At 68.1% G+C, this 23,402-nt stretch carries 22 protein-coding genes, 1 pseudogene and 1 riboswitch; of the genes and pseudogenes, 17 read left to right on the top strand and 6 right to left on the bottom strand.

What is annotated here, in order from left to right; translation table 11 throughout:
* Window positions 1–79: 79 nt before the first annotated feature.
* Window positions 80–1,171 (bottom strand): branched-chain amino acid aminotransferase, encoded by a 1,092-nt coding sequence (locus tag DY926_RS08580; RefSeq protein WP_116702985.1) that lies wholly within the window; start codon window positions 1,169–1,171, stop codon window positions 80–82.
* 141 nt (window positions 1,172–1,312) lie between these two features.
* Window positions 1,313–2,176, bottom strand: coding sequence for a nitroreductase family protein (locus tag DY926_RS08575; RefSeq protein WP_116702997.1), 864 nt, complete (start codon window positions 2,174–2,176; stop codon window positions 1,313–1,315).
* Between the two features lie 317 nt (window positions 2,177–2,493).
* Here DY926_RS08575 and acuI point away from each other — a divergent pair, with 317 nt between their 5' ends.
* Window positions 2,494–3,474, top strand: coding sequence for an acrylyl-CoA reductase (NADPH) (acuI, locus tag DY926_RS08570; RefSeq protein WP_116702996.1), 981 nt, complete (start codon window positions 2,494–2,496; stop codon window positions 3,472–3,474).
* A gap of 90 nt (window positions 3,475–3,564) precedes the next feature.
* Here acuI and DY926_RS08565 read toward each other — a convergent pair whose 3' ends face one another.
* Window positions 3,565–3,789, bottom strand: coding sequence for a CbtB domain-containing protein (locus DY926_RS08565; protein WP_116702995.1), 225 nt, complete (start codon window positions 3,787–3,789; stop codon window positions 3,565–3,567).
* Window positions 3,790–3,959: 170 nt separating this feature from the next.
* Between DY926_RS08565 and DY926_RS08560 the strand changes: the two genes are divergently transcribed.
* The 8 genes from DY926_RS08560 to cobJ all read left to right on the top strand — a co-directional run bounded on the left by DY926_RS08560 (window position 3,960) and on the right by cobJ (window position 13,147).
* Window positions 3,960–4,499, top strand: coding sequence for a histidine phosphatase family protein (locus tag DY926_RS08560; RefSeq protein ID WP_116702984.1), 540 nt, complete (start codon window positions 3,960–3,962; stop codon window positions 4,497–4,499).
* An 18-nt stretch (window positions 4,500–4,517) separates the two neighbouring features.
* Window positions 4,518–4,745: riboswitch (cobalamin riboswitch) on the top strand.
* Between the two features lie 160 nt (window positions 4,746–4,905).
* Window positions 4,906–5,313: a DUF1636 domain-containing protein gene (locus DY926_RS08555; RefSeq protein ID WP_116702994.1), complete on the top strand. Its 408-nt coding sequence runs from the start codon at window positions 4,906–4,908 to the stop codon at window positions 5,311–5,313.
* Between the two features lie 5 nt (window positions 5,314–5,318).
* Window positions 5,319–6,371, top strand: a complete 1,053-nt coding sequence (gene cobW, locus DY926_RS08550) for a cobalamin biosynthesis protein CobW (RefSeq protein ID WP_116702983.1) — start codon at window positions 5,319–5,321, stop codon at window positions 6,369–6,371.
* Between the two features lie 36 nt (window positions 6,372–6,407).
* A complete protein-coding gene (gene cobN / locus DY926_RS08545) occupies window positions 6,408–9,779 on the top strand; it encodes a cobaltochelatase subunit CobN (protein WP_116702982.1) in 3,372 nt (1,123 codons plus the stop codon).
* Complete coding sequence (cobG, locus tag DY926_RS08540; RefSeq protein ID WP_116702981.1) at window positions 9,776–11,011, top strand: precorrin-3B synthase; 1,236 nt, start codon at window positions 9,776–9,778, stop codon at window positions 11,009–11,011. The genes cobN and cobG overlap by 4 nt, the downstream gene beginning before the upstream one ends.
* Entirely contained in the window at window positions 11,008–11,649 is a 642-nt protein-coding gene (locus DY926_RS08535; protein ID WP_116702980.1) for a precorrin-8X methylmutase, read from the top strand. The genes cobG and DY926_RS08535 overlap by 4 nt, the downstream gene beginning before the upstream one ends.
* Complete coding sequence (locus DY926_RS08530) at window positions 11,646–12,371, top strand: precorrin-2 C(20)-methyltransferase (protein ID WP_116702979.1); 726 nt, start codon at window positions 11,646–11,648, stop codon at window positions 12,369–12,371. The genes DY926_RS08535 and DY926_RS08530 overlap by 4 nt, the downstream gene beginning before the upstream one ends.
* On the top strand, window positions 12,368–13,147 hold the full coding sequence (cobJ, locus tag DY926_RS08525) for a precorrin-3B C(17)-methyltransferase (protein ID WP_116702978.1): 780 nt from the start codon (window positions 12,368–12,370) through the stop codon (window positions 13,145–13,147). Before DY926_RS08530 ends, cobJ begins: the two co-directional genes overlap by 4 nt.
* On the opposite strand, the gene DY926_RS08520 is transcribed toward cobJ, so the two are convergent.
* Window positions 13,111–13,881, bottom strand: coding sequence for a cobalt-precorrin-6A reductase (locus tag DY926_RS08520; RefSeq protein ID WP_116702993.1), 771 nt, complete (start codon window positions 13,879–13,881; stop codon window positions 13,111–13,113). The two genes, cobJ and DY926_RS08520, sit on opposite strands and share 37 nt — an antisense overlap.
* Window positions 13,882–13,913: 32 nt before the next feature.
* On the opposite strand from DY926_RS08520, the gene cbiE reads away from it, so the two are divergent.
* From cbiE to cobM, 3 genes are read left to right on the top strand one after another with little or no spacing between them, the layout of a single operon-like run.
* Entirely contained in the window at window positions 13,914–15,164 is a 1,251-nt protein-coding gene (gene cbiE, locus DY926_RS08515; protein ID WP_116702977.1) for a precorrin-6y C5,15-methyltransferase (decarboxylating) subunit CbiE, read from the top strand.
* The gene (locus tag DY926_RS08510; protein WP_116702976.1) at window positions 15,161–15,535 is read left to right on the top strand and encodes a cobalamin biosynthesis protein; all 375 of its coding nucleotides are present in this window, start codon (window positions 15,161–15,163) and stop codon (window positions 15,533–15,535) included. The genes cbiE and DY926_RS08510 overlap by 4 nt, the downstream gene beginning before the upstream one ends.
* Entirely contained in the window at window positions 15,532–16,284 is a 753-nt protein-coding gene (gene cobM, locus DY926_RS08505) for a precorrin-4 C(11)-methyltransferase (protein WP_116702975.1), read from the top strand. The genes DY926_RS08510 and cobM overlap by 4 nt, the downstream gene beginning before the upstream one ends.
* Before the next feature lie 21 nt (window positions 16,285–16,305).
* Here cobM and DY926_RS08500 read toward each other — a convergent pair whose 3' ends face one another.
* On the bottom strand, window positions 16,306–17,397 hold the full coding sequence (locus DY926_RS08500; protein ID WP_116702974.1) for a cobalt-precorrin-5B (C(1))-methyltransferase: 1,092 nt from the start codon (window positions 17,395–17,397) through the stop codon (window positions 16,306–16,308).
* Window positions 17,398–17,465: 68 nt separating this feature from the next.
* Here DY926_RS08500 and DY926_RS08495 point away from each other — a divergent pair, with 68 nt between their 5' ends.
* Entirely contained in the window at window positions 17,466–18,797 is a 1,332-nt protein-coding gene (locus tag DY926_RS08495) for a cobyrinate a,c-diamide synthase (RefSeq protein ID WP_408886045.1), read from the top strand.
* On the opposite strand, the pseudogene DY926_RS18110 reads toward DY926_RS08495, so the two are convergent.
* Window positions 18,793–18,855: pseudogene (locus DY926_RS18110) on the bottom strand (hypothetical protein); the annotation flags it as partial. The gene DY926_RS08495 and the pseudogene DY926_RS18110 sit on opposite strands and share 5 nt — an antisense overlap.
* A gap of 76 nt (window positions 18,856–18,931) precedes the next feature.
* Between DY926_RS18110 and DY926_RS08485 the strand changes: the two are divergent.
* From DY926_RS08485 to DY926_RS08470, 4 genes are all read left to right on the top strand, one after another.
* Complete coding sequence (locus DY926_RS08485; protein WP_116702971.1) at window positions 18,932–19,180, top strand: FeoA family protein; 249 nt, start codon at window positions 18,932–18,934, stop codon at window positions 19,178–19,180.
* Window positions 19,177–21,012, top strand: a complete 1,836-nt coding sequence (gene feoB, locus DY926_RS08480; protein WP_116702970.1) for a ferrous iron transport protein B — start codon at window positions 19,177–19,179, stop codon at window positions 21,010–21,012. The genes DY926_RS08485 and feoB overlap by 4 nt, the downstream gene beginning before the upstream one ends.
* On the top strand, window positions 21,012–21,263 hold the full coding sequence (locus DY926_RS08475) for a DUF6587 family protein (protein WP_116702969.1): 252 nt from the start codon (window positions 21,012–21,014) through the stop codon (window positions 21,261–21,263). Before feoB ends, DY926_RS08475 begins: the two co-directional genes overlap by 1 nt.
* 299 nt (window positions 21,264–21,562) lie before the next feature.
* A complete protein-coding gene (locus tag DY926_RS08470) occupies window positions 21,563–23,290 on the top strand; it encodes a putative bifunctional diguanylate cyclase/phosphodiesterase (protein WP_116702968.1) in 1,728 nt (575 codons plus the stop codon).
* Window positions 23,291–23,402: the final 112 nt, after the last annotated feature.

Below are 23,402 nucleotides of genomic sequence, written 5' to 3'. Positions count from 1 at the left end.
AGTTGCCGGGTGCCGCCTTTTTTCAACAAAGGCGGCATTCCCGGTTATTAGCGGGCCTGAAACCGGCCCGGGTCGTGGGTCAGAGAACCCTTTCCACCCAACCATGCGGGTCGGGCGCGGTGCCACGCTGGATGCCGATCAGGGCGTTACGCAGCTTTTCGGTAACGGGGCCGATGCCCGCGCCCGTGCCAATGACCGCCTCGCCCCGATGCCCGCGGAAACGCCCGATGGGCGAGACCACCGCCGCCGTGCCACAGGCGAACACTTCCTTCAGGCGGCCCGACGCGGCATCGGCATAAAGCTGGTCGATGGCGTAGCGTTCCTCCCGCACGGTCAGGCCCATGCCGCGCGCCAGCGTCAGCAGCGAATCGCGCGTGATGCCACGCAGGATCGTGCCGGTCAGCGGCGGGGTGGCGATGGAGCCGTCATCGAACACGAAAAACACGTTCATGCCGCCCATTTCCTCGATCCAGCGGCGCTCCACCGCATCAAGGAACAGGACCTGCGCGCAGCCATGCCCCTTGGCTTCCTGCTGGGCCATGAGGCTTGCGGCGTAATTGCCGCCGCACTTGGCCTCACCTGTGCCGCCGGGGGCGGCGCGGCAGAAATCGGACACCCAGACGCTGACCGCCTCCTCCCCGAAATAGGCCCCCACGGGGGAAGCAATGACCATGAACAGGTACTGCGCGGCGGGCTTCACGCCAAGGAACGTCTCGCTGGCGATCATGTAGGGGCGGATGTACAGGCTCTCATCGGGGTTGCCGGGCACCCATGCGGCGTCAATGCGCACAAGCTGGCGCACCGCCTCGACAAAAAGATCCTCGGGCACCTGCGCCATGGCCAGCCGCTCAGCCGATTTGCGGAAGCGCGCCGCATTGGCCTGCGGGCGGAACAGGGTGATGTGCCCCTCTGCCGTACGGTAGGCCTTCATCCCCTCGAAAATTTCCTGCGCGTAGTGCAGCACCGCCGCCGCCGGGTCCAGTGACAGCGGGGCGTAGGGCTGCACGCGGGCATCATGCCACCCCTTGCCTTCCTCATAACGGATAACGACCATGTTATCGGTAAAGACACGCCCAAAACCGGGATTGGCCAGAATCTCCGCCCGGCGCTGCGGCGGAACCGGCGAGGTGCTGGGGGAAAGCGTGAAGGGAAGGGTGGTGGCGCTGTCCATAGCCGTTATTTCTCTTTCATCATGGCGCTGGCGCGATACTCAGAGCGCGCTCCTGCCCGCCATCACGCGCGGGCAGCACCAGCAGAAGTTCACCAGAACATTCCGCCGGTCAACCCCGCCAGCGGCACAGGACCCCTGCTTTCATTCCTGACCCAGCACAAAACCAAGGCTGCGCAGGCTGCGGGGCAGGTGTTCGCGGCCATGCAGCGCGGCCACATCGCCCATGCGGGCCAGCACGCTCGCGGTCCAGTCGCGTGCGGGCAGGCCCTGGCTTACGCGGGCGGCATGCAGCCGCTGGTCATAGGCCGCGATGGTGGCGGGGTCGTTCGCGGCGGCGGGGTCATAACGCTCGGTATGCAGGACGGTGGACTGCGGCAGGCGCGGCCTGATGCCGGTGGGGTGCTTGCGGTCGGGGTAGCCCACACTCATGCCCGATATGGCCACCGCGCGCGGCGGCAGGCCCAGTTCAGTGGCAAAGGCCTCGGGGTGGTTGCGCACGGCGCCGACATACACGGTGCCCAGCCCGTAGGATTCAAACGCGGCCGCCGCGTTCTGCGCCGCCAGCGTGGCGTCCATCACGCTGGCCATGAATGTATCAAGGCAGTCCAGCCCCGGCAGTTCGCGGCCCTGCGCCCGCCCCACCTGTTCCAGCCGCGACAGGTCGGCAATCCAGACAAGGAACAGCGGCGCCTGCGTGATGAATTCCTGGTCCCCCGCCAGCTTCGCCAGCCGCGCGCGGCGGGCGGCGTCATGCACGGCCACCACGCTCCACGCCTGCAGGTTGCACGATGTGGGTGCCGACTGTGCGGTGGCCACGGCGGCTTCCAGCACGCCATCAGGCAGCGGGGTGGGGCTGAAACGGCGCACGGAGCGGTGCGTCATGAGGCTGCGTGCCACCGGGCTTTCCGGCAGGGGGGTGGCGGGCGGCGGCGTGCCGTAGCGGGCCTGCCACAGCGCATTCATGGAGGAAAGGACGGGGGAGGGAGAAACGCTAACGTCGGACACCGGTATGCCTCCTGCCTGTGCAATCGTGACTGTATAATCAGCACACCACACCGCCCGCCCCCGGAGAAGCGTGGGAAAATCACACCAGCCCTGCACAATTCCAAAACAGGCACTAAAATTGTCCTGATTTGCCAGCCCATGTGTGGCAGGCCACATGGCCTTAAGAAAACATCCTTCTGGAATCAGGAGTTTTCCAGATCCCTTCTTTCACGTTCCTGAGAAGACAGGCGGCTGTGAATAGGAAGGCGTGCCTGAATATTGCATGAAAGGCGCAGCCTTACCGGCCTGTTCACAAGCAATCAAGAAAGTCCATGTCCATGTTCAAGGCCCTGATGATCACCCGCGACGCCGATACACTCACCACCCGGCTGGAAGAGGTCGATCCCGACGCCCTGCCGGAAGGTGACGTGACGGTGGCGGTCGATCATTCCAGCCTGAATTACAAGGACGCGCTGGCCATTACCCGTGGCGCGCCGGTGGTGCGGCAGTTCCCCATGGTTCCGGGCATCGACCTGGCCGGGCGTGTCAGCGCATCGGATGACCCGCTCTACCGCGTGGGGGACCGGGTCATGGCTACCGGCTGGGGGCTGGGGGAAAACCACTGGGGCGGCCTGTCGCAGATGGCGCGCATGCCGGGGCGGTGGCTCCTGCCGCAGCCTGCCGGGCTGTCATCGCGGCAGGTGATGGGAATCGGCACGGCGGGCCTGACCGCCATGCTGTGCGTCATGAGCCTGGAGGAAGGCGGCCTGACCCCCGCCAGCGGCCCGGTCATCGTGACCGGCGCAGGGGGCGGGGTTGGGGGCATGGCTATCATGCTGCTGGTACGGCTGGGGTTTCAGGTCGTGGCGGTTACGGGCCGCCCGCAGCTTCATGCCTATCTTACCCGCCTTGGCGCAAGCGAGATCCTGCCGCGTGAGGCACTGGCCCCGACCGGCAGGCCGCTGGACCGCGTGCGCTGGGCGGGCGGGATTGACGTGGTAGGGGGCACGGCGCTGGCCAGCATGTGCGCATCCATCCAGTACGGGGGCACGGTGGCGGCGTGCGGGCTGGCGGCGGACATGGCCCTGCCGCTTACGGTGGCGCCCTTCATCCTGCGCAATGTGCGGCTACAGGGAATCGACAGCGTGATGTGCCCCCGCCCCCGGCGGATGGCGGCATGGGCGCGGCTTGAGCGCGACATCGACCCGACACTGCTGGAAAGCATGCTGCATGACGTGACACTGGCGGACGCCATCGGGCTCGCACCCCGCATCCTGGCCGGTCATGTCCGGGGCCGCGCCGTGGTGAACGTAGCCTGAACGAAAAAACGGCATTTCCGGGTGGAAATGCCGTTCGGTCACAAGGCATGGCGTGGGGCGTGAACCCCCTACCCCGCCAGTGTCATGCAATCAGTGGCAGGGGAAGCCCAGCAGGTGGCGGCCGTCATGCACGAATTCATGCACGTAGTGGCCGGATACGAGCGAAGTCGCCCCCTGCTCGGCCCCGACGAAGTAGAGCAGCAGCGAAGCCAGAACCAGACCGAACACACCCCACGGCATCAGTTCACGCACCGGGATGGAAACCTGCGGCGCGGCAATGCGCCCGGCGGACAGGACGGATGTATCTTGGCTCATGCTGGAAAACTCCATGGATCAGGCACGACCCGGAGCAGTATGCAGGGGCCATGACGTGGCACGCCACGCCCGCCCAACCGGATCTGGCGTCATGTTTCCAATAATCGGCACGGAAGGTCAATCGTCGCATTGCATAACCCACCCTTTCCCCACATGCGGGGCACACGCTGATGGCCCAGATCCTGACCTGCCTCGCCCTGCCCGCCCCCGCCTGCGTGCGCCACGGCGTTTTTCCCGATGCCTCACCCCCTGACCTGCCGCCGGGCCTTGCCGCCCACCTGCCACAAACGGGCACAGTGCTATGGCCCGCCGAATCGTGCCCTGCGGGCAGGACCGGGCAGTTCCACCCCGCCCCGGCCCTGCGCACGGCCGCGATGGGGGAATGGCAGGGCCGCGCGCTGAAGGACATGCCCGCCACTGATCTGGAACGCTGGGTGTCGGACCCCGATTTCGCCCCGCCGGGGGGTGAAAGCCGGAGCATGCTCATGCAGCGCGTGGCGGCGTGGCTGGCGGAACTTCCCCCCGCCCCGCGGCACCTGACCGCACTGGCGGATGCGACGGTCATCAGGGCCATCGTGATCGCGGCACTTGGCGGCACGGCGGCCATGCTCCCGCGCCTCGACATCGCGCCGCACAGCCGCACGGTGCTGACCCGCCATGCCATGTGGCGCGTCAGCTGCACCGGTACGCCACTGGAGGAGTCGCTTTGACAGCGGGGCGGACAATCGTCTAAATCCGCGCCTGATGGTTCCCTTCACCGGGAGAATAGGGAAGACGGTGCGCCCCCGGGCAAGGCCGTCACTGCCCCCGCAACTGTAGGTGGTGTTTTCCGGCCCGCTCCGTAATGGGCTGGTCCTGTCACTGGTCCCGTATTGCCGGGGCCGGGAAGGCAGCCGGAAATGAGGGTCACACCCTCCGCCACGAGTCAGGAGACCTGCCATCGGGGCCGCGCCATGAACATCATGGCCGGGCCGGAACCGAATCTGATCGCATGGCTGGCGGGGTGCCCGGCGCGCGATGGGCCGCCGCCCTGTCCCGCACGTGGTGGCGCGCCTGAACATGCACCCCGCCTTGCACGCTGCCTGCGCGCAGCAACGCCGCGAAAGGGCATGGAGCATGACCACCCCCCCGCAACAGCCGCCACAATCCACATCGGTGCATGTGCCAGTGCATGTGCATGTCTGTGTGACCTGCCGCCGTGGCCTGCCTGCGTCCGACAACCCGCAGGGCCGCCAGTTGCATGATGCGCTGGCCACGCTGGCCGCCGGCAACCCGGACGTCGTGGTGCATGAGGTCAACTGCCTTGCCGCGTGTGACAGCGGCTGTACCGCCGTGGTCGCAACACCGGGCAAATGGGGCTGGCTGCTGGCGGACCTTGGCCCGGAGAAGGCCGCGGACCTGCTGACCTACATTACCGCCTACGCCGCATCGCGCAGCGGCACCGTCATGCCCTCGCGCCGCCCCGCCAGCCTGTCGGGCATGGTGCGCGGCCGCTTTCCCGCTTCCCTTTTTTCTGGAGCCTGATCGCCATGAACACTTCCGCCACGGCGCGCGCCAAGGTGCCCGTTACCGTCATCACCGGCTTTCTGGGCGCGGGCAAGACCACGCTGCTGCGCCATGTGCTGGCCAATGCCCGGGGGCGGCGCATCGCCATTGTCGTGAACGAATTCGGCACGCTGGGCATTGATGGCGACACGCTGCGCGCCTGCGGCATAGAGGGCTGCGGCGATGAGGATATTGTCGAACTGACCAATGGCTGCCTGTGCTGCACCGTGGCCGATGACTTCCTGCCCACCATGGAAGCCCTGCTCGACCGCGCGACCCCGCCCGACCATATCGTGATCGAGACATCGGGGCTGGCGCTGCCCAAGCCGCTGCTCAAGGCGTTCGGCTGGCCCACCATCCGCACCCGCATGACGGTGGATGGCGTGGTGACGGTGGTGGATGGCCCCGCCGTGGCCGATGGCCGCTTTGCCGATGACCCGGCGGAAGTCGCGCGCCAGCAGGCGGCCGACCCCTCGCTCGATCACGACAACCCGCTGGCCGAGGTGTATGAGGACCAGCTCCTGTGCGCCGACCTGATCGTGCTGAACAAGGCGGACCTGCTCACCCCCGCGCAGGCCGATGCGGTGGAGGCCGCCATCCGCGCCGAGGTGCCGCGCGCCGTCAAGATCGTGCGCGCAACCGACGGGCAGGTTGACCCGACCATCCTGCTCGGCCTTGACGCAGCGGCGGAAGATGACCTCGCCGCCCGTCCCTCCCACCACGATGCGGAAGGCGGCGAGCATGAGCATGATGATTTTGAAAGCTTCGTCCTGCCCATCCCCGAACAGGACAGCGTGGAAGGCTTCATCAACCGGCTGAAGGCGCTGGCCGAACAGCACGACATCCTGCGCATGAAAGGCTACGCCTGCGTGCGCGGCAAGCCGATGCGCCTGGCGGTGCAGGGCGTGGGCAGCCGCTTCCGCCACCAGTTCGACCAGCCCGTCGCCACGGACGCCCCGCGCACGGGTGACCTGGTGGTGATCGGGTGCAAGGGGATGGACCAGGCCGCCATTGCGGCCGCGCTGGCGCAGGCGTAAAGCGCGGACGGACGGCAGCAGGACGGGACGGCCACCATGCATCTGCTCGCGCGTGAGGTGCGCACGCTGGATGACGGCGATCAGGCGGAAGATCTGGGGCATGCCCCGGCGGACATCGTGTTCCTGTCCTTTTCGGACAGTGACCTGCTGTGCCTGAACGCTGCCCATGCGGCACAGGCCGCACCCGGCGTGAGCCTGCGCACCGCCAGCCTGTCACGGCTGCGGCACCCCATGTCGATCGACCTGTACGTGGCCGATACCATCATGGAGTCGCGCTGCGTTGTGGTCCGGCTGCTCGGGGGGGTGGATTACTGGCGCTACGGGGCGGAGGAACTGGCCCGCGCCTGCCGGGAGGCCGGGATTCCCCTGGCCTTCGTGGCGGGTGACGGGCGTGATGACCCGCGCCTTGCCAGCCTGTCCACCGTGCCGGAGGGCCAGCTTGCCCGGCTTGACCTGCTCATGCGCACGGGTGGCAGCGCCAACATGGCCGCCGCCCTGCGGCTCATGGCGCATCTGGCCGGGTGCGGGCCGGATGACGGAACCGACCCCGTGGCGCTGCCAGCGGCGGAACTGCTGCACGCGGCGGACCCCGCCCTGCCCCTGCGCGCGATGGTGGTCTTCTACCGCACGCACCTGCTGGCGGGTGACATCGCCCCCATCACGGCGCTGGCCAGCGAACTGGCCCGCCACGGGATCGGGGCGGACCTGCTTTATGTCACCTCACTCAAGGATGCGGCCTCGGCCCGGGTGGTGGCAGACCGGATCACGCAGACCCCGCCTGATGTCATCATCAACGCCACCTTCTTCGCCACGCGCGGCGGGCAGGACAGTCATTCCCCGCTCGACATGGCGGGCGTGCCCGTGCTGCAGGTGCAGCAGCCCGGCACCACCCATGCGGCATGGCGTGACAGCGTGCGCGGGCTGTCACAGGCCGATCTGGCCATGCAGGTGGTGCTGCCGGAACTCGATGGCCGGATTCCCGCCTTCCCCATCTCCTTCAAGGAGGAAACGGCCCCCGACCTGCCGCCACGCCATGCGCCCTACGCCCCCGGCATCGCGCTGACCTGCGCCCGCGCGGCGGGCTGGGCGCGGCTGGGACACACACCGCCCGCGGCCCGGCGGGTCGGCATCATCCTGTCCGACTATCCCGGCGCGCAGGGCGCACCCAGCGGGCAGGCCGCCCATGCCGTGGGGCTGGACAGTTTCGCAAGCCTTGAACACATCCTTCACCTGCTGCACGGCGCAGGATACGCGACAGGCGCCCCCCCGCTCCCCACATCCGAACAGCTTGCCCACGCACTGGCCCGCACACCCGCAACACCCTTCGTGTCGGTTGCGACCTACCGCCAATGGCTGGACGCGCTGCCTACGGAACTGCGTGATGCGCTGGCCGCCTGCTGGGGCGCGCCGGAGGAGGACCCGGCCTGCCGGGACGGCCGGTTCCACCTGCGTCACCTCCGGCTCGGGCATGTCCTGATGGCGCTCCAACCCGACCGTGGCGCCACCAGCGACCGGCATGCGGGCTACCATGACCCCGATACACCGCCCCGGCATGCCTATGTCGCGTTCTATCTGTGGCTGCGCCATGAAATGAAACTGGATGCCATGGTGCATCTGGGCACGCATGGCACGCTGGAATGGCTGCCGGGCAAGGCGGCGGCACCCTCCGCCGGGTGCTGGTCCCCCGCACTGGTGGGCGGGCTGCCAGTGATCTACCCGTTCATTGTCAATAACCCGGGCGAGGCCGCCGCCGCGCGGCGCAGGCTGGGAGCGGTCACCATCGGCCACATGACCCCGCCCATCGTCCCCGCCACAACGGGCGGGGCGGATACGGGCGAGCTGGAACGCCTGATTGATGAATACGCCGCAGCCGATGGCCTTGACCGCAGGCGCGGGGCGATCCTGCGTGGCGAGATCCTGCAACGCGCCGACAGCCTTGGCCTGCTGGGCGAAAGTGGTGTTGCCCGCACCGATGACGAGGACGAGGCCCTCGCCCGGCTCGACGCCTATCTGTGTGACGTAAAGGATCTGCAGATCCGCGACGGGCTGCACGTGTTTGGCCATCCCCCCCCGCGCACGGATGAACTGGCGCGCGCCATCGCCCGCTCCTGTGGGAACCTGCCCCCCGATGGCATCGCCACGCGCCTGCATGAATGTGGGCGGGCAGAAAGCGCGGCACTGCTCGCGGCCCTTGATGGCCGGTTCATTCCCGCAGGCCCGGCGGGGGCGCCCACACGTGGCCGCGCCGACGTGCTGCCCACCGGGCGCAACCTGTACGCCATGGACCCGCGCGCCATTCCCACCCGCTCCGCACTGGTGCTGGCCGAACGCACGGCGGCCCTGCTGCTGGAGGGGCACCTCCAGGACCAGGGCGAACCGCTGCGCAGCCTCGTCATTGACCTGTGGGGCTCGGCCAGCCTGCGCACGGGGGGCGAGGACCTGGCGCTGGCGCTGCTGCTCATGGGGGTGCACCCGGTGTGGGATGGCGCATCGGGCCGGGTCAGCGGCATTACGGTCATTCCCATGGCGGAGCTGGGCCGCCCGCGCGTGGACGTGACGCTGCGCCTGTCCGGCCTGTTCCGCGATGCGTTCCCCGGCCAGATCGCCCTGTTTGAACAGGCGGTGCAGGCCATTGCCGCGCGCGATTTTGAAGCGCCCGACCTCAACCCGCTGGCCGCCAGCACCGCCGGGCTGGCAGGCGCCGCCCGCCATGCCGCGACCGCGCGCATGTTTGGCGCGGCCCCCGGCGCCTACGGCACCGGCGTGGAAGACCCGCTGGCCAGCGGCGCATGGCGCACGCCCGCCGAACTGGGGCAGGCATGGCTGGAAGGTTCGGCATGGACCTATGGCGGCGGGCGCGAAGGCAGGCAGGATGCGCAGGCGCTGGCCGAACGCATGGCGCATGCCGCCGTGCTGCTGCATGTGCACGACCATGCCGAAACCGACATTCTGGAAAGCGTGGACATGGCCACGCATGAGGGCGGCATGGCGGCGGCAGCGGATATGCTGGGCAATACGCCCCGCCTGCTGCATGGCGATACCTCCCGCCCCGAAACCCCGCGCCTGCGCGCCACGGTGCACGAAGTGGCGCGCGTGGTGCGCGGGCGGCTGGCCAACCCGGCATGGCTTGCGGGCATGCGCCGCCACGGCTATCGCGGCACGGCCGAGATCGCGCGCGGCATGGCGGCGCTGCATGGCTTTGCCGCGACGGTGCCCGCGCGCTTTGACCGGCAGTTCGACCTGACCTTCGCCGCCCTGCTTGATGACCCGGAGATGGATGCCTTCATGCGTGAGACCAACCCGGACGCCCATGCCGCCATCCGCCGCCTGATGGCCGATGCCCTGCGGCGCGATTTGTGGCGGCCGCGCAGCAACAGCGCCGCCATGCTGCTCGATTCCACGCCATGACCCTTCCCCCCGGCATACGCGGCTGGTGCCCCGGCCTGCACACCCCCATGGAAGCCGCCGATGGCTGGCTGGTGCGCGTGCGCCCGCCGCTGGGCCGCCTGTCCACCACGCAGGCGCGCCATGTGGCACGGGCTGCGCGCCGCCACGGCAATGGGCTGATCGAACTGACCAGCCGGGGCAACCTGCAACTGCGCGGCCTGACACCGGACAGCGCCCGCGCCTTCGCCCATGACATGCGGAATGCCGGGCTGGCCAGCGCCGATGCCGAGACCGAGGCACGGCGTGGCCTGCTGCTCTCCCCGCTGGCCGGGATCGATCCAAAGGCGGCACAGGACGCGCCCGATGTCATCCGCGCGCTGGATACAGCCCTTGCCGGTGCCGTTACGCTATGTGGCCTGCCAGCGAAGTTCCTGATCGCGGTGGATTGCGGCGGATATGTCCCGGCCGGCACGCTGCGGGCGGACATCATGGCACGGGCCGAAGGCAATGGCTGGCTGGTGGTGTGCGGGGAGCGGGCCTATCCCTGCGCGGGCGGCGATGTCGCCCGCGTCGTGCTTGCCATCGCACACGCACTCGCGGCCATGACCCCACCGGCACGCACGCTGCGCGACCCGGCGCGGGCGCGGGCGGCCTTTGCCCATGCCGGGCTGCTGGACGCCACCCGCCCTGTCCCGGCCGCGGCCGGGCATGCCCCCCCGCTGGCCGGTCCCCTGCCCGGCCATGCCATGGGCGCCGTCCTGCCCCCCGGCCCGATCGACGCCAGCGTGCTCGAGGCCGTGGCCGGATGGTGCGACAGCGCGGGCAATGGCCACATGCGCATCGGCCCGTGGCGCACGATGGTGCTGGAAGACTGCGCCACCCCGCCACCCATTGCCGGGCTCATCACCCGCGCAGATGACCCGCGCCTGCGCGTATGGGCGTGCATCGGCGCGCGGGGCTGCGCGTGCGCCGCGCATGACGTGGTGGCGGACGCACTGCATCTGGCCCCCGACCTGCCCGATGGGGTCAGCCTGCATGTTTCGGGCTGCACCAAGGGATGCGCCCACCCGGCGCGCGCGGACATCACACTGGTGGCGCAGGCGCATGGCTATGGTCTGTGCCCGCATGGCCGGGCGGACGATACGCCTGTAGACAGCGGGCTTTCACTGGCACAGATACATCCGATCGTGCGGGGCTGGCCCCCGCAGCCTCAGGACACCACGCCACGGAACGGGAGAACTGGACCGGCATGACCGCGCAAACGGAACCGTACGACTACATTCATGACGGGGCGGCGATCTATGCCCGTTCCTTTGCCATTATCCGCGCCGAGGCCGATCTGGCCGGGCTTAGCGCCGAGGAAGCACGGGTGGTCGTGCGCATCATCCATGCCTGCGGCATGGTGGATGTGACGAAGGCCATCCGCATGTCACCCGATTTCGTGACCAGCGCGCGCGCGGCCCTTCTGGCTGGTCGCCCGGTGCTGTGCGATGCGAACATGGTGGCCCACGGCGTCACCCGCGCGCGCCTGCCCGCCGACAACCCTGTCATCTGCACCCTGCGCGACCCGCGCACGCCCGAAATCGCACGGGAAATCGGCAATACCCGCTCGGCCGCCGCGATGGACCTGTGGGGCGATGACCTGGCCGGGGCCGTGGTGGCCATTGGCAACGCGCCCACGGCGCTGTTCCACCTGCTTGAACTGATCCGCGCGGGGGCACCCCGCCCGGCGGCGGTGATCGGCATGCCGGTGGGCTTCGTGGGGGCCGCCGAATCCAAGGAAGCGCTAGCCGACTTCGGTGACCTGCCCTTCATCATCGTGCGGGGGCGGCTTGGCGGCAGCGCCATGGCGGCCGCCACCGTCAACGCGCTGGCAAGCGAGGCGGAATGACACCCGGCCACCTGTCCATCCTCGGCATGGGGCCGGGAGACCCGGAACTCATGACCGTAAAGGCCGCGCGCCTGCTGCGTGAAGCCCCGGTCGCGGCATGGTTCTGCCGCCACGACCGGCCCGGCCACGCCCGCCAGATCGCGGGTGACATGCTCTCCCCCCATGCCGAGACCCTGCGTTTCGCCTATCCGTTCACCACGGAAATCCCGGTCAGCGACCCGGCCTACCTTGTGCGCATGGCCGCGTTTTACGATGACTGCGCCAACCGGATCGCGGACCACCTGCGCAAGGGCCAGGACGTGGCCCTGCTGTGCGAGGGTGACCCGTTCCTGTTCGGCTCGGCCATGTACGTGTTCGACCGCCTGCACCCGCGCTTTGACTGCACCGTGGTACCCGGCATCACCGCCATGGCCGGCTGCTGGTCCGCCGCACAGCGCCCCATGGTGCATGGTGATGACGTGCTGAGCGTCATCCCCGCCACGCTGGACGGGGAAACATTGGCCGAACGGCTGGCGCAGGCCGATGCCGCCGTCATCATGAAGCTGGGCCGCAACCTTGAAAAGGTACGCAAGGCCCTGCGCCATGCCGGGCGCGAGGAACGTGCGATCTACGTCGAACGCGCCACCCAGCCGCAGCAGCGCTGCATGAAGCTGACGGAAATGGAGGGACCAGCCCCCTATTTCTCCATCATCCTCGTACCCGGCCGGGAGGCGGCGCGATGACGGACAGCAACAGTACGGGCCGCATCTATGTCGTGGGGCTTGGCCCTGGCAACGTGGAGCAGTTGACCCCGCAGGCCAGCGCGGCACTGGCGCAGGCGACCGACCTGATCGGGTACGCCCCCTATGTCGCGCGTGTGGAGGCAGGGCCGGACGTGGTGCGCCATGCCAGTGACAACCGCGTGGAGATCGAACGCGCCCGCCATGCGGTGGAACTGGCGCTGGCGGGGCGGACGGTGGCGGTCGTATCCGGCGGGGATGCGGGCGTGTTCGGCATGGCCAGCGCGGTGTTCGAGGCGATAGACCACGGCCCCGCCGCATGGCGGGGGGTGGATGTCACGGTCATTCCCGGCGTATCCGCCGTGCTGGCCGCCGCCGCCCGGCTGGGCGCGCCGCTGGGGGGAGATTTCTGCGTCATTTCGCTGTCCGACAACCTCAAGCCGCGTGAGGTCGTCCACCGCAGGCTGGCGGCGGCAGCACAGGCCGGGCTGGTGATCGCGCTGTACAACCCGCGCTCGAAAGCGCGCCCGGACCAGTTGGGGGAAGCCTTCGCCCTGCTGCGCACCATCGTGCCCGGCACGGTGCCCGTGGCCTTTGCCCGCGCCATCGGGCGGGCGGATGAACGGGTCATCCTGACCGATATCGCCCATGCCGACCCCGAACAGGTGGACATGAGCACGCTGGTCCTGATCGGCTGCCCGCTGACGCATGTCATCACCCGCGCGGATGGGGAAAAATGGCTCTATACCTCCCGCCGGGTGGATGCCCCGTGCGCGTAAAGCCGTTCCAGCCACGCCATGGCGGCCGGTGCGTCGGGCACCACGGCGGCGGATGCGACCGGGGGACGGGCCACCATGATGACCTCCACCCCCAGCGCGCGCGCGGCCGCAAGCTTGCCCGCCGTGGCGCTGCCGCCGGAATTCTTGGTCACGATCACCCCGATCCGCTCGGTGCGCAGCAGCGCTTCCTCCGCCGCCTCGTCAAAGGGGCCGCGCGCCTGCAGCACCCGTGCGCCGGGAGGCAGCAGGCTGTCATCGGGCCGGTCCACGCTGCGCAGCAGCCAGTCATGATGGCCAGCATCGTGGAACGGCAGCAGGTCCTTGCGCCCCACCGTCAGCAGCACGCGCCGTGGGGTCGTACCCAGCGCGCGGGCCGCCGCCGCCATGTCGGGCACGATGGTCCAGCGGTCCCCCGCTACCGGTGTCCAGCCCGGGCGCTCGACCCGCAGCAGGGACACGCCCGCCTGCGCGCAGGCCTGCACCGCGTTGCCGCTCATCCGCACGGCGAAGGGATGGGTCGCGTCCACCACGGCATCGATGCGTTGCGCCACCAGCCATTCCCGCAGGCCCTCAACACCACCAAAGCCGCCAATACGAACTTCCAGCGCGGGCAGGACGGGCGCGCGCGTGGCCCCGGCCAGCGAAACCGTGACCTGAAAACGCGCCACCTGCCTTTCCAGCAGGCCGTACAGCGTGCGGGCCTCCGTCGTGCCGCCCAGAACGAGAACCCGCATCCCTTCCCCTTTTCCCTGCCAGTAGGTGCCGCATGAACGCGCCATGGCTGCATGTTATCGGCATTGGGGAGGACGGTGTCGAGGGCCTGCCCGCCGCCACCCGCGCCCTGATTGCGGGGGCGGAGCTTGTGGCGGGGGGCGCGCGCCACCTTGCCCTTGCGGCACCGCTGGTCACGGGCCGGACGCTGGCATGGCCGCACCCGTTTGCCGATGGCGTGCGTGAACTGCTGGGCTGGCGCGGCAGACCCGCCTGCGTGCTGGCATCGGGTGATCCGTTCCTGTTCGGGGTCGGGGCCACGCTGCGCCGATACCTGCCCATGGAGGAAATGCTGTGCCTGCCCGCCCCCTCCGCCATGGCGCGGGCGTGCAACCTGCTGGGCTGGGCGGAGCAGGATGTCAGCCTCCATTCCCTGTGCGGCCGCCCGATGGAAGCCGTGGCCCCCGCCTTGCAACCCGGCGGCAGGCTGGTGGTGCTGTCCGCCGATGAAGGCACGCCGCAGGCCTTCGCGCGCTGGCTGCTGGGGCGTGGTTTCGGGGCATCCGTCATGCATGTGCTGGGCGCGCTGGGCGGGCCGGGGCAGACGCGCCACACCGCGACGGTCGCGGCAATGGCGGGGGATGACGCGCCCCGCCCGCCCCGGCTCAACCTCATGGCGCTGGAAATCGTGGCCGACCGTGACGCCATGGTCATCCCGCTGGCCTGCGGCCTGCCTGATGCGATGTTCGCCCATGACGGGCAGATCACCAAACGCGAGATCCGCGCCGCCACCCTGTCCGCGCTGGCCCCGCGCCGGGGGGAGACGCTGTGGGATATTGGCGGCGGTTCCGGTTCGATCGGCATTGAATGGATGCTGCGCCATCCCGCCAACCGCGCCATCGCCATTGAAAAATCGGCCACGCGCGGCGCGCGGATCGCGCATAACGCCCTCAACCTCGGGGTGCCCGCGCTGCGGGTCGTGGCGGGCAGCGCGCCGGACATCCTGCCCCGGATGCTGGCCGATGGCCTGCCGCCCCCTGACGCCATTTTCATCGGCGGGGGCATAAGCAATCCCGGCATGCTCGATGCGGCATGGCAGGTGCTACCCCCCCATGGGCGGCTGGTGGCCAATGCCGTAACGCTGGAAAGCGAGGCGGCGGTCATGGCCGCGCATGCGAAATGGGGCGGCACGCTGACCCGCATGCATGTGGAGCGGCTGGAGCCGATCGGGCGTTTTCACGCCTTCCGCCCCGGCATGGGTGTCACCACCTACGCCGTGCGCCGTGCGGACGGGCCGCGCGCGTGATCGTGGCCGGACTGGGCCTGCGCAGCAATTGCGACATGCAGGCCATCATCGACCTGCTTTTAGCCGCGCAGTCACGCGCCGGGCGGCGGGCGGACCTTGTGGCCGTGCCCGCCTTCCGCTACCGCGAGGCGGGGTTGCAGGCGGCCATGGCCCATCTGGGCCTGCGGCTGCATGCCGTCACCCCCGCCGACCTGCTGGCCGCCCAGCCGCGCTGCGTCACCCGTTCCGCCCGTGCGCAGGCGACCGTGGGCGTGGCCTCGGTGGCGGAAGGCTGCGCGCTGGCGGCGGCGGGCGCACATTCAAGGCTGATCGTGCCGCGCATGACCGGCACCCACGCAACATGTGCCATGGCACAGGGAGAGGATGCATGACCGTACACTTCATCGGCGCGGGCCCCGGCGCCGCCGACCTGCTGACCCTTCGCGGGCGCGACCTGCTGGCGCGGTGCCCGGTATGCCTGTACGCGGGGTCGATCGTCCCGGCTGAGATGCTGGAACACTGCCCGCCCGATGCCCGGCTGGTGGATACCGCGCCACTGACGCTGGACCTGATCGAACAGGAATATATCAAGGCCCATGCGGCGGGACAGGACATTGCGCGCCTGCATTCGGGCGACCTGTCGGTCTATAGCGCGGTGGCCGAACAGATCCGCAGGCTGGACCGCCACGGCATCCCGTGGACGATGACCCCCGGCGTGCCCGCCTTCGCGGCTGCCGCCTCGGTGCTGGGGCGGGAACTGACCGTGCCGGAAGTGGCGCAGAGCGTGGTGCTGACGCGGGTCAGCGGCCGGGCCTCCGCCATGCCGGAGCGTGAGAAGCTGGCCGCCTTCGGCGCGACCGGGGCCACGCTGGCCATCCACCTGGCCATTCACGTGCTGGACCAGATCGTGAGCGACCTTACCCCGCTATATGGCGCGGACTGCCCGGTGGCCATTGTCGCGCGCGCCACATGGCCCGACCAGCTCGTGCTGCGCGGCACGCTGGCCACCATAAGCGAACAGCTTGCCACAAACCCGGTGGAACGCACGGCGCTGGTGCTGGTCGGCCCCGCGCTGGGCACGCAGGATTTCCGTGAAAGCGCGCTGTATAACGCGGATTATCACCGCCGCTTCCGCTCCTGAGCGGTATGCGGGCGGGCATGCCTACGCCGTAACGGGGTCGGGTCCATGCCGGGCCACCAGCTTTCCCGCCCGGTCGAACAGCAGCACATCCAGCAGGCAGTCCGCCCCGGCCAGAACAGTGCTCGCATGCTGCCATGCCCCCCGCGCCACGGGCGGACCAAGGTCGATCCCGTCCTGCGCGGCCAGCGCGAAGGCCGCCGCGACCGAATGGGCCTGCGCAACCTGTTCGGCCAGTGCCGCCGTGGCCCCGGCCGCGCGCGCCATGTCCGCCAGGCGCGCCATGTCCGCCTGCCCCCGGCGCGAATGAAGGTCCATGAACCCCTGCGCCAACTTGGTCATCTTGGCCACGCCACCCGCCACCGTCACGCGCCCGACCGGGTGGGTGCGCAGGTATTTCAGCAGGCCACCGGCAAAATCCCCCATTTCCAGCATGGCTTCTTCCGGCAGGCCATACAGTGCGCGCGCCGCCTGTTCCGAAACATTGCCCGTGGACCCCACCACATGGGGCAGGCCCAGCGCGCGCGCTACATCCACGCCGCGATGGATGCTGTCGATCCACGCGGCGCACGAAAACGGCACCACGATTCCGGTCGTGCCCAGTATGGACAGCCCCCCCACGATGCCCAGCCGGCCATTGAGCGTATGGCGCGCCATTTCCTGCCCGCCTGCGATGGAGACCGTCACCTCCACATCAGGTTCATGCCCCGTCACCTCACACAGCGCCGCGCGGATCATGCGGCGCGGCACCGGATTGATGGCAGGCTCCCCCGGCGGCAAAGGCAGCCCCGGCAGGGTGATGGTGCCCACCCCCGCCCCCGCGCGGAAAACGACACCGCTGCCCGGGGGCAGCGGCCGCACATCCACACGCACATGCGCGCCATGGGTCACGTCCGGGTCATCGCCCGCGTCCTTGACCACAGCCGCCCATGCGCTATCCCCATCGCGGCCATGGGCAGCCAGCGCAAAGGCCACGTGCTGGCCGCCCGGCAGGGTAATGGTGACGGGATCGGGAAATCCCTGCCCGCACAGGCTGCTCCATGCGGCGCGGGCGGCGGCGGTGGCGCAACTGCCTGTGGTCCAGCCCCGGCGCAGGCTGGTATGGGTATGCTCCATCTGAGAAATCTTCTTTTCCAGCGGGGTAAGGGATGGTTCCGGTCGCCACCGGTTTAGCAGGAACGGACATGATGACACGAGGGCTGATGATCGCCGCACCCCGCTCGGGCAGCGGCAAGACCACGCTGACACTGGCCATTCTGGCCGCCCTGCGCCGGCGCGGCATTGCCGTGCGCGGGGCCAAGACCGGGCCGGACTACATCGACCCTGCCTTCCATGAAGCCCTGACCGGCCATGCCAGCCCCAACCTTGATAGCTGGGCCATGCCCGCATCGCTGCTGGACACCATCATGGCGCAGGCCGCCCATGGAGGTGAACTGCTGGTGACGGAAGCCTCCATGGGGCTGTTCGACGGACTGCTGGGGCCTGAGAACGCACGCGGCGCGCCATCGGACATTGCCGCGCGCTACGCGCTGCCGGTGATTCTGGTGGTGGACATTTCGGGGCAGGGCCAGTCAGCGGCGGCGGTGGCGCTGGGCTTTGCCCGGCTGGACCCGTCGGTACGGATTGCGGGCGTGATCCTGAACCGCGTCGGCTCACCCCGGCACGCCGCCATGGCGACACAGGCCATTACCGCCACCGGAATTCCGGTACTGGGCGCGTTCGGGCGCGATGCGGGGCTTCAGATGCCCGAGCGCCACCTTGGGCTGGTGCAGGCGCGTGAGCATGACGGGCTGGCCGAACTGGCTGAGCGACTGGCCACGCAGGCCGAGCGCGACCTCGACCTTGACGCCATCCTCGCCTGCGCGGCAGCGCCAGCATTCACCTCCCCCGCCCCGCATGCCATGACCGCCCTGCCGCCGCCGGGGCAGCGGATCGCGGTGGCGAATGATGCGGCCTTTTCGTTTGTCTATGCCCATATCGTGGCGGGGTGGCGTGCCGCGGGGGCGGAGCTTCATCCCTTCTCCCCCCTCAATGACGAAGGCCCGGCGCAGGACTGCGATGCCTGCTGGCTACCCGGCGGCTACCCTGAACTGCATGCGGGGCGGCTGGCGGCGGCGACGGGTTTCCACCACGCACTGGCCAGCTTCGCGACCACCCGGCCTGTGCATGGGGAATGTGGAGGCTTCATGGTGCTGGGGCAGAGCCTGACGGATGCAGCGGGCCAGACCCACCGCATGACCGGCCTGCTGGGCCACGCCACGTCTTTTGCCAAACGGCGGATGAACCTTGGCTACCGTGCCGCCACCCTGCGCCATGACTGCGCCATAGGCCGGGCGGGCACAACGCTGCGCGGGCATGAATTCCACTACGCCACGGTCACGGACGCAGGAGATGACGCGCCACTGGCCGACATGCGCGACGGATACGGGGCCGAGCGCGGCATGGGCGGCGCGCGGCGGGGGCATGTATCGGGCACGTTCTTCCATATCCTGTCCGTTCACCATAGCGGACAGTAATGGTCCTGCATGTGCGCTGAACATACCCGCCCCGGACATGGTGCAGACAGGTGAACAAACGTGATGGACAGGTCTGCAATGAATAATTAATAATAATTATTACTTACTTTTATTGGCTGTATGAAGTTTTACCCATGCGACTGAGTGACCTGCCACGCGGCACGGATGCCGTGATTGACGCCGTTGACGATCCGGGCAACGCCGACCCCGTGGCACAGCGTTTGCGTGAGCTTGGTTTCGTGCCGGGCGAAGCCGTGCGCGTTGTCGCAACCGCGCCCATGGGGGGCGATCCCATTGCGGTGCGCATCGGGTTCACACGCTTTGCCCTGCGCCGCACGGAGGCGGAGCGTGTCAGCGTCCACACGGTGAAAGAGCAGGAATGACCACCCTAAACATCGCCCTGGTCGGAAACCCGAACTGCGGCAAGACCGCCCTGTTCAACCTGCTGACCGGCAGCAGGCAGAAGGTGGCCAACTACGCGGGCGCCACCGTTGAGCGCAAGGAAGGCTGGTTCACCACCGCCGGTGGCCGCCGCGTGCGCCTGCTTGACCTGCCCGGCGCCTACAGCCTGAACGCCACCAGCCCCGACGAGGCCGTGACCCGCGATGTCTGTGCCGGGACCTATCGGGGGGAAACGGCGCCGGACCTGCTGGTCTGCGTGGCGGATGCGACCAACCTGCGGCTGCACCTGCGTTTCGTGCTGGAAATGCGCGCCATTGGCCGCCCCGTGCTGCTGGCGCTGAACATGATCGATGCCGCCCGGCGCAACGGCATGGAAATCGACCTGCCGCGCCTGCAGGCAGAACTGGGCATGCCCGTCGTGGCCACGGTGGGTGTCAGGCGCAATGGCGCGTGCGACCTGCTGGCGGAACTGGACGGCCCCCTGCCCCCCGTTCCCGCACCCCTACCGCCTGGCACGGACCTGCATGCGATGGTGCGCGGCATCCTGGCGGACTGCGTGACCCATGCCTCCCCCCTGTCCGACCGGATCGAGGAACGGCTTGACCGCTGGGTGCTGCACCCGGTCTGGGGGCCGCTGCTGCTGGTCGTGCTGCTGTTCTTCATGTTCCAGGCGGTGTTCGCATGGGCGCAGCCGCTCATGGACGGGATTGACGCGGGCATGGGCATGCTGGGCCAGGCGGTGGGGCAGATGCTGCCGCCGGGTGTCATACGCAGCCTGATCGTTGACGGCATCATCGCGGGCGCAGGCAGCGTGGTGACGTTCCTGCCGCAGATCCTGATCCTGTTCCTGTGGATACTGGTGCTGGAGGAATCGGGCTACCTGCCGCGCGCGGCCTTCCTGCTGGACCGGTTCATGTCGGTCGCGGGGCTGAGCGGTCGCTCCTTCATCCCGCTGCTGTCCAGCTTCGCCTGCGCGGTGCCGGGCATCATGGCCACCCGCACCATCCAGAACCCGCGTGACAGGCTGATCACCATCCTGATCGCCCCGCTCATGACCTGCTCGGCACGGCTGCCGGTCTATACGCTGCTGATCGGGGCGTTCATTCCCCACCGCAGCATTGCGGGGTTCCTCAACCTTCAGGGCCTTGTGCTGTTCGTGCTCTATGCCATCGGCATCGGCTCCGCCCTGCTGGTCGCGCGCGTGCTGCGCTGGCGCGATACCGACCGGCAGGAAGCCACGCTGCTTATGGAACTGCCCGCCTACCGCCTGCCCAACCCGCGTGACCTGGCGCTGGGACTGTGGGAGCGGGCGCGCATCTTCCTTGTGCGCGTGGGGACCACCATCGTCTCGCTCACCGTGCTGCTGTGGGGGCTGTCCAGCTTCCCGCCGCCGCCAGCAGGTGCGCCGGGTCCGGCCATTGACTGGAGCCTTGCGGGGCGGATCGGCCATCTCATGCTGCCGGTATTCGCGCCGCTTGGCTTCAACTGGCAGATCTGTGTCGCGCTGATCCCGGGCCTTGCCGCGCGTGAGGTCGCGGTGGGCGCGCTTGCCACCGTCTATTCCCTTGGTTCCGGCACGGACACGGATCAGGCAGCAAGCCAGCTTGGCCAGATGCTGCCCACCCACTGGAGCCTGGCCACCGCCCTTTCGCTGCTGGCATGGTATGTCTATGCACCGCAATGCGTGGCGACGCTGGCGGTCATCCGGCGCGAGACACTTTCATGGTCGGTCGTGGGGCTTGCAGCGGGGTACCTGTTCGCCCTGGCCTATGCGGCGGCATTCCTGACCTATCACATCGCACTGATGTTCTGATGGAAGCTGGCACCCTGCTCCAGACGGTACTGGCCTGTGGCATTGTCGCGGCCTGCGCGCTGTACTGGGCCGGACGGCTGTTTCCCACGGCCCGGCAGAAAGGCTGGGGGGCGCTGGCGGCACTACTGCGCCGGTGCCATGCGCCACAGGCGCTGGTCCGCCATGCCGCCCGGCGCGGCCTTCCCCGTGCGGCGGGGGGATGTGGCGGGTGTTCCGCCTGTTCGGGCAAAAACCGCCCGCCGGAAAGCTGACCCCGGAGAACAGGGTGGCGGCGGCTTGCAGCCCGCCGTGCCCTGTTAACCGGATATAAATAATAATTATCTAAAAGTTACCTTCTGCTATATTCCGCGTGCGGGAAATATCCTTGTATCCGTGGCGGTTATCCCCCGATGGTACAGTTCAGGCCCTGTTGGTAAGGCAGGTGGCGCGTGGCAACCCATTCGAAACCGCCAGCCCTAACCGCCGCCAAAGATGTTTCACCAGCAAAAAATTCGTCCTAGATTGCCGGAAGGTAGAACCCGGTTATCGGCTCCGTACTCGAGGTAACAGAATGTCCGCTCACCATGACAACAGGCTTCGTGCCCTAACGCATGAAGATGCCGACTTCTGGGCGGACGTGGTTGATAATGTCCTTATTGTAGCCGTAACGGACCAGAACGGGACCATTACGTACGTCAACGACAAGTTCTGTGAAATAAGCCAGTATTCGCGTGAGGAACTTCTGGGTAATACCCACAGCATCCTGAAATCGGGCGAACATGGGCCGGCGTTTTTCCGCAACATGTACAAAACGCTCCATGCCGGTCGCACATGGTACGGAAACATCTGCAACCGCGCCAAGGATGGCAGCCATTACTGGGTTGCGACCACCATTTTCCCCCACCGCAACATGCGCGGTGAAATCAACGGGTTCGTTGCCGCCCGTTTCGAGATCACCGAGTTGATGAACACCAAGATGCGGCTGCGCAAACAGGCCGCGACCGACATGCTGACCGGCCTGCTCAACCGGGGCGGGTTCAATGCCCATCTTGTCACGGCACTTGAGGCCAGCAAGCGGCGCAATGCCGAACCACGGGTGCTGGTCATGTTCGACCTTGACGGGTTCAAGCCGGTCAATGACATCCATGGCCACCATGCGGGTGATGAGGTGCTCAAGACCATTGCCACGCGCCTGCTGGAACTGATCGGGCCGGACGACGCGATCAGCCGGCTGGGCGGGGACGAGTTCGCCCTGATCCTGCACAAGAGCCTGAAGATCACGCCGCTTGAAACCCTGCTGAAGAAAATGCAGCACCTGCTGGAAGAACCGATCATGCTGGACAGCGCGACGGTGCGCATTTCCGGCAGTATCGGCGCAACCCGCATAACGGGTGACGAAACGCTGGAAGGACTGCAGAAAAACGCCGATGTTGCGGTCTATGCCGCCAAGCAGGCGGGCGGCAAGCAGGTGCGCATGTTCACCCCCGGCCTGCACAAGAGTACGATCAGGCGGGCCAGGCTTCTGGCCGAAGCCCGCAAGGGCGTGCGGGAAAAACAGTTCGAGGTATATTACCAGCCCATCCTCAACACCCGCACCGGCCGGATCGAACAGGCGGAAGCCCTGATGCGCTGGCACCACCCCGAACGCGGCCTGCTTTCCGCCGGGCTGTTTTCCGAGGTCTTTACCGATTCCGTCCTGGCGCAGGTCATGGAAGCGCAGCTTGTCCAGTCATTCCATGATGATATCGAGAAATGGCACGAAGCCGGGGTGCCCGGCCTGCAGGTGGCGGTCAACCTGTCACATCTGGACCTGCTGAACCTTGAGCAGCAGGGCAACCTGTTTGGCGAGATCAAGCGCCGCGGCCTGCCGCCGGAAACCTTCATGCTGGAGGTGACCGAACAGATGATGCAGGGCCGCAGAGCGGCAAAAAGCCAGACGCAGCTCTGCCAGTTGGCGGAGGAGGGATTCGGGCTGGCACTGGACAATTTCGGTTACGGCATGGCCCGCCTGTCCACCCTGCGCGACCTGCCGCTGCGCGCCCTTAAGCTCGACCGCTGCCTTGTCCGTGATATCGCGACAGACAGTAAGGCACGCACCATGCTGGCCTCGCTCATCAAGCTTGGCCATGGCTACAACCTGACCGTTACCGTGGAGGGCGTGGAAACCCGGGACGAGTTCGAGACCGTATGCGGGCTGGGCGTGGACCATGTGCAGGGGTTCTTCATCTCCCCGGCCGTTTCATCCACGGAACTGATCCGCCTGACGCAGGAAATGACCTGGGCCCCGGTTGTGAACTGAACCGTTGGAGCGGGAACAACAGCAATTTCCGGCGCACGATTTTTTAGAATTACAGTATTTTTTGAAGCTGTTTGAAAAAAGCTTCACCAGGAACTTTCTACGCCTCAAATAA

The organism is Komagataeibacter melaceti, from assembly GCF_003403295.1.
Taxonomy (GTDB): Bacteria; Pseudomonadota; Alphaproteobacteria; order Acetobacterales; family Acetobacteraceae; genus Komagataeibacter; species Komagataeibacter melaceti.
Note: the sequence above shows the minus strand (reverse complement) of the source record. Positions and strands in the feature narration are given on the sequence as shown.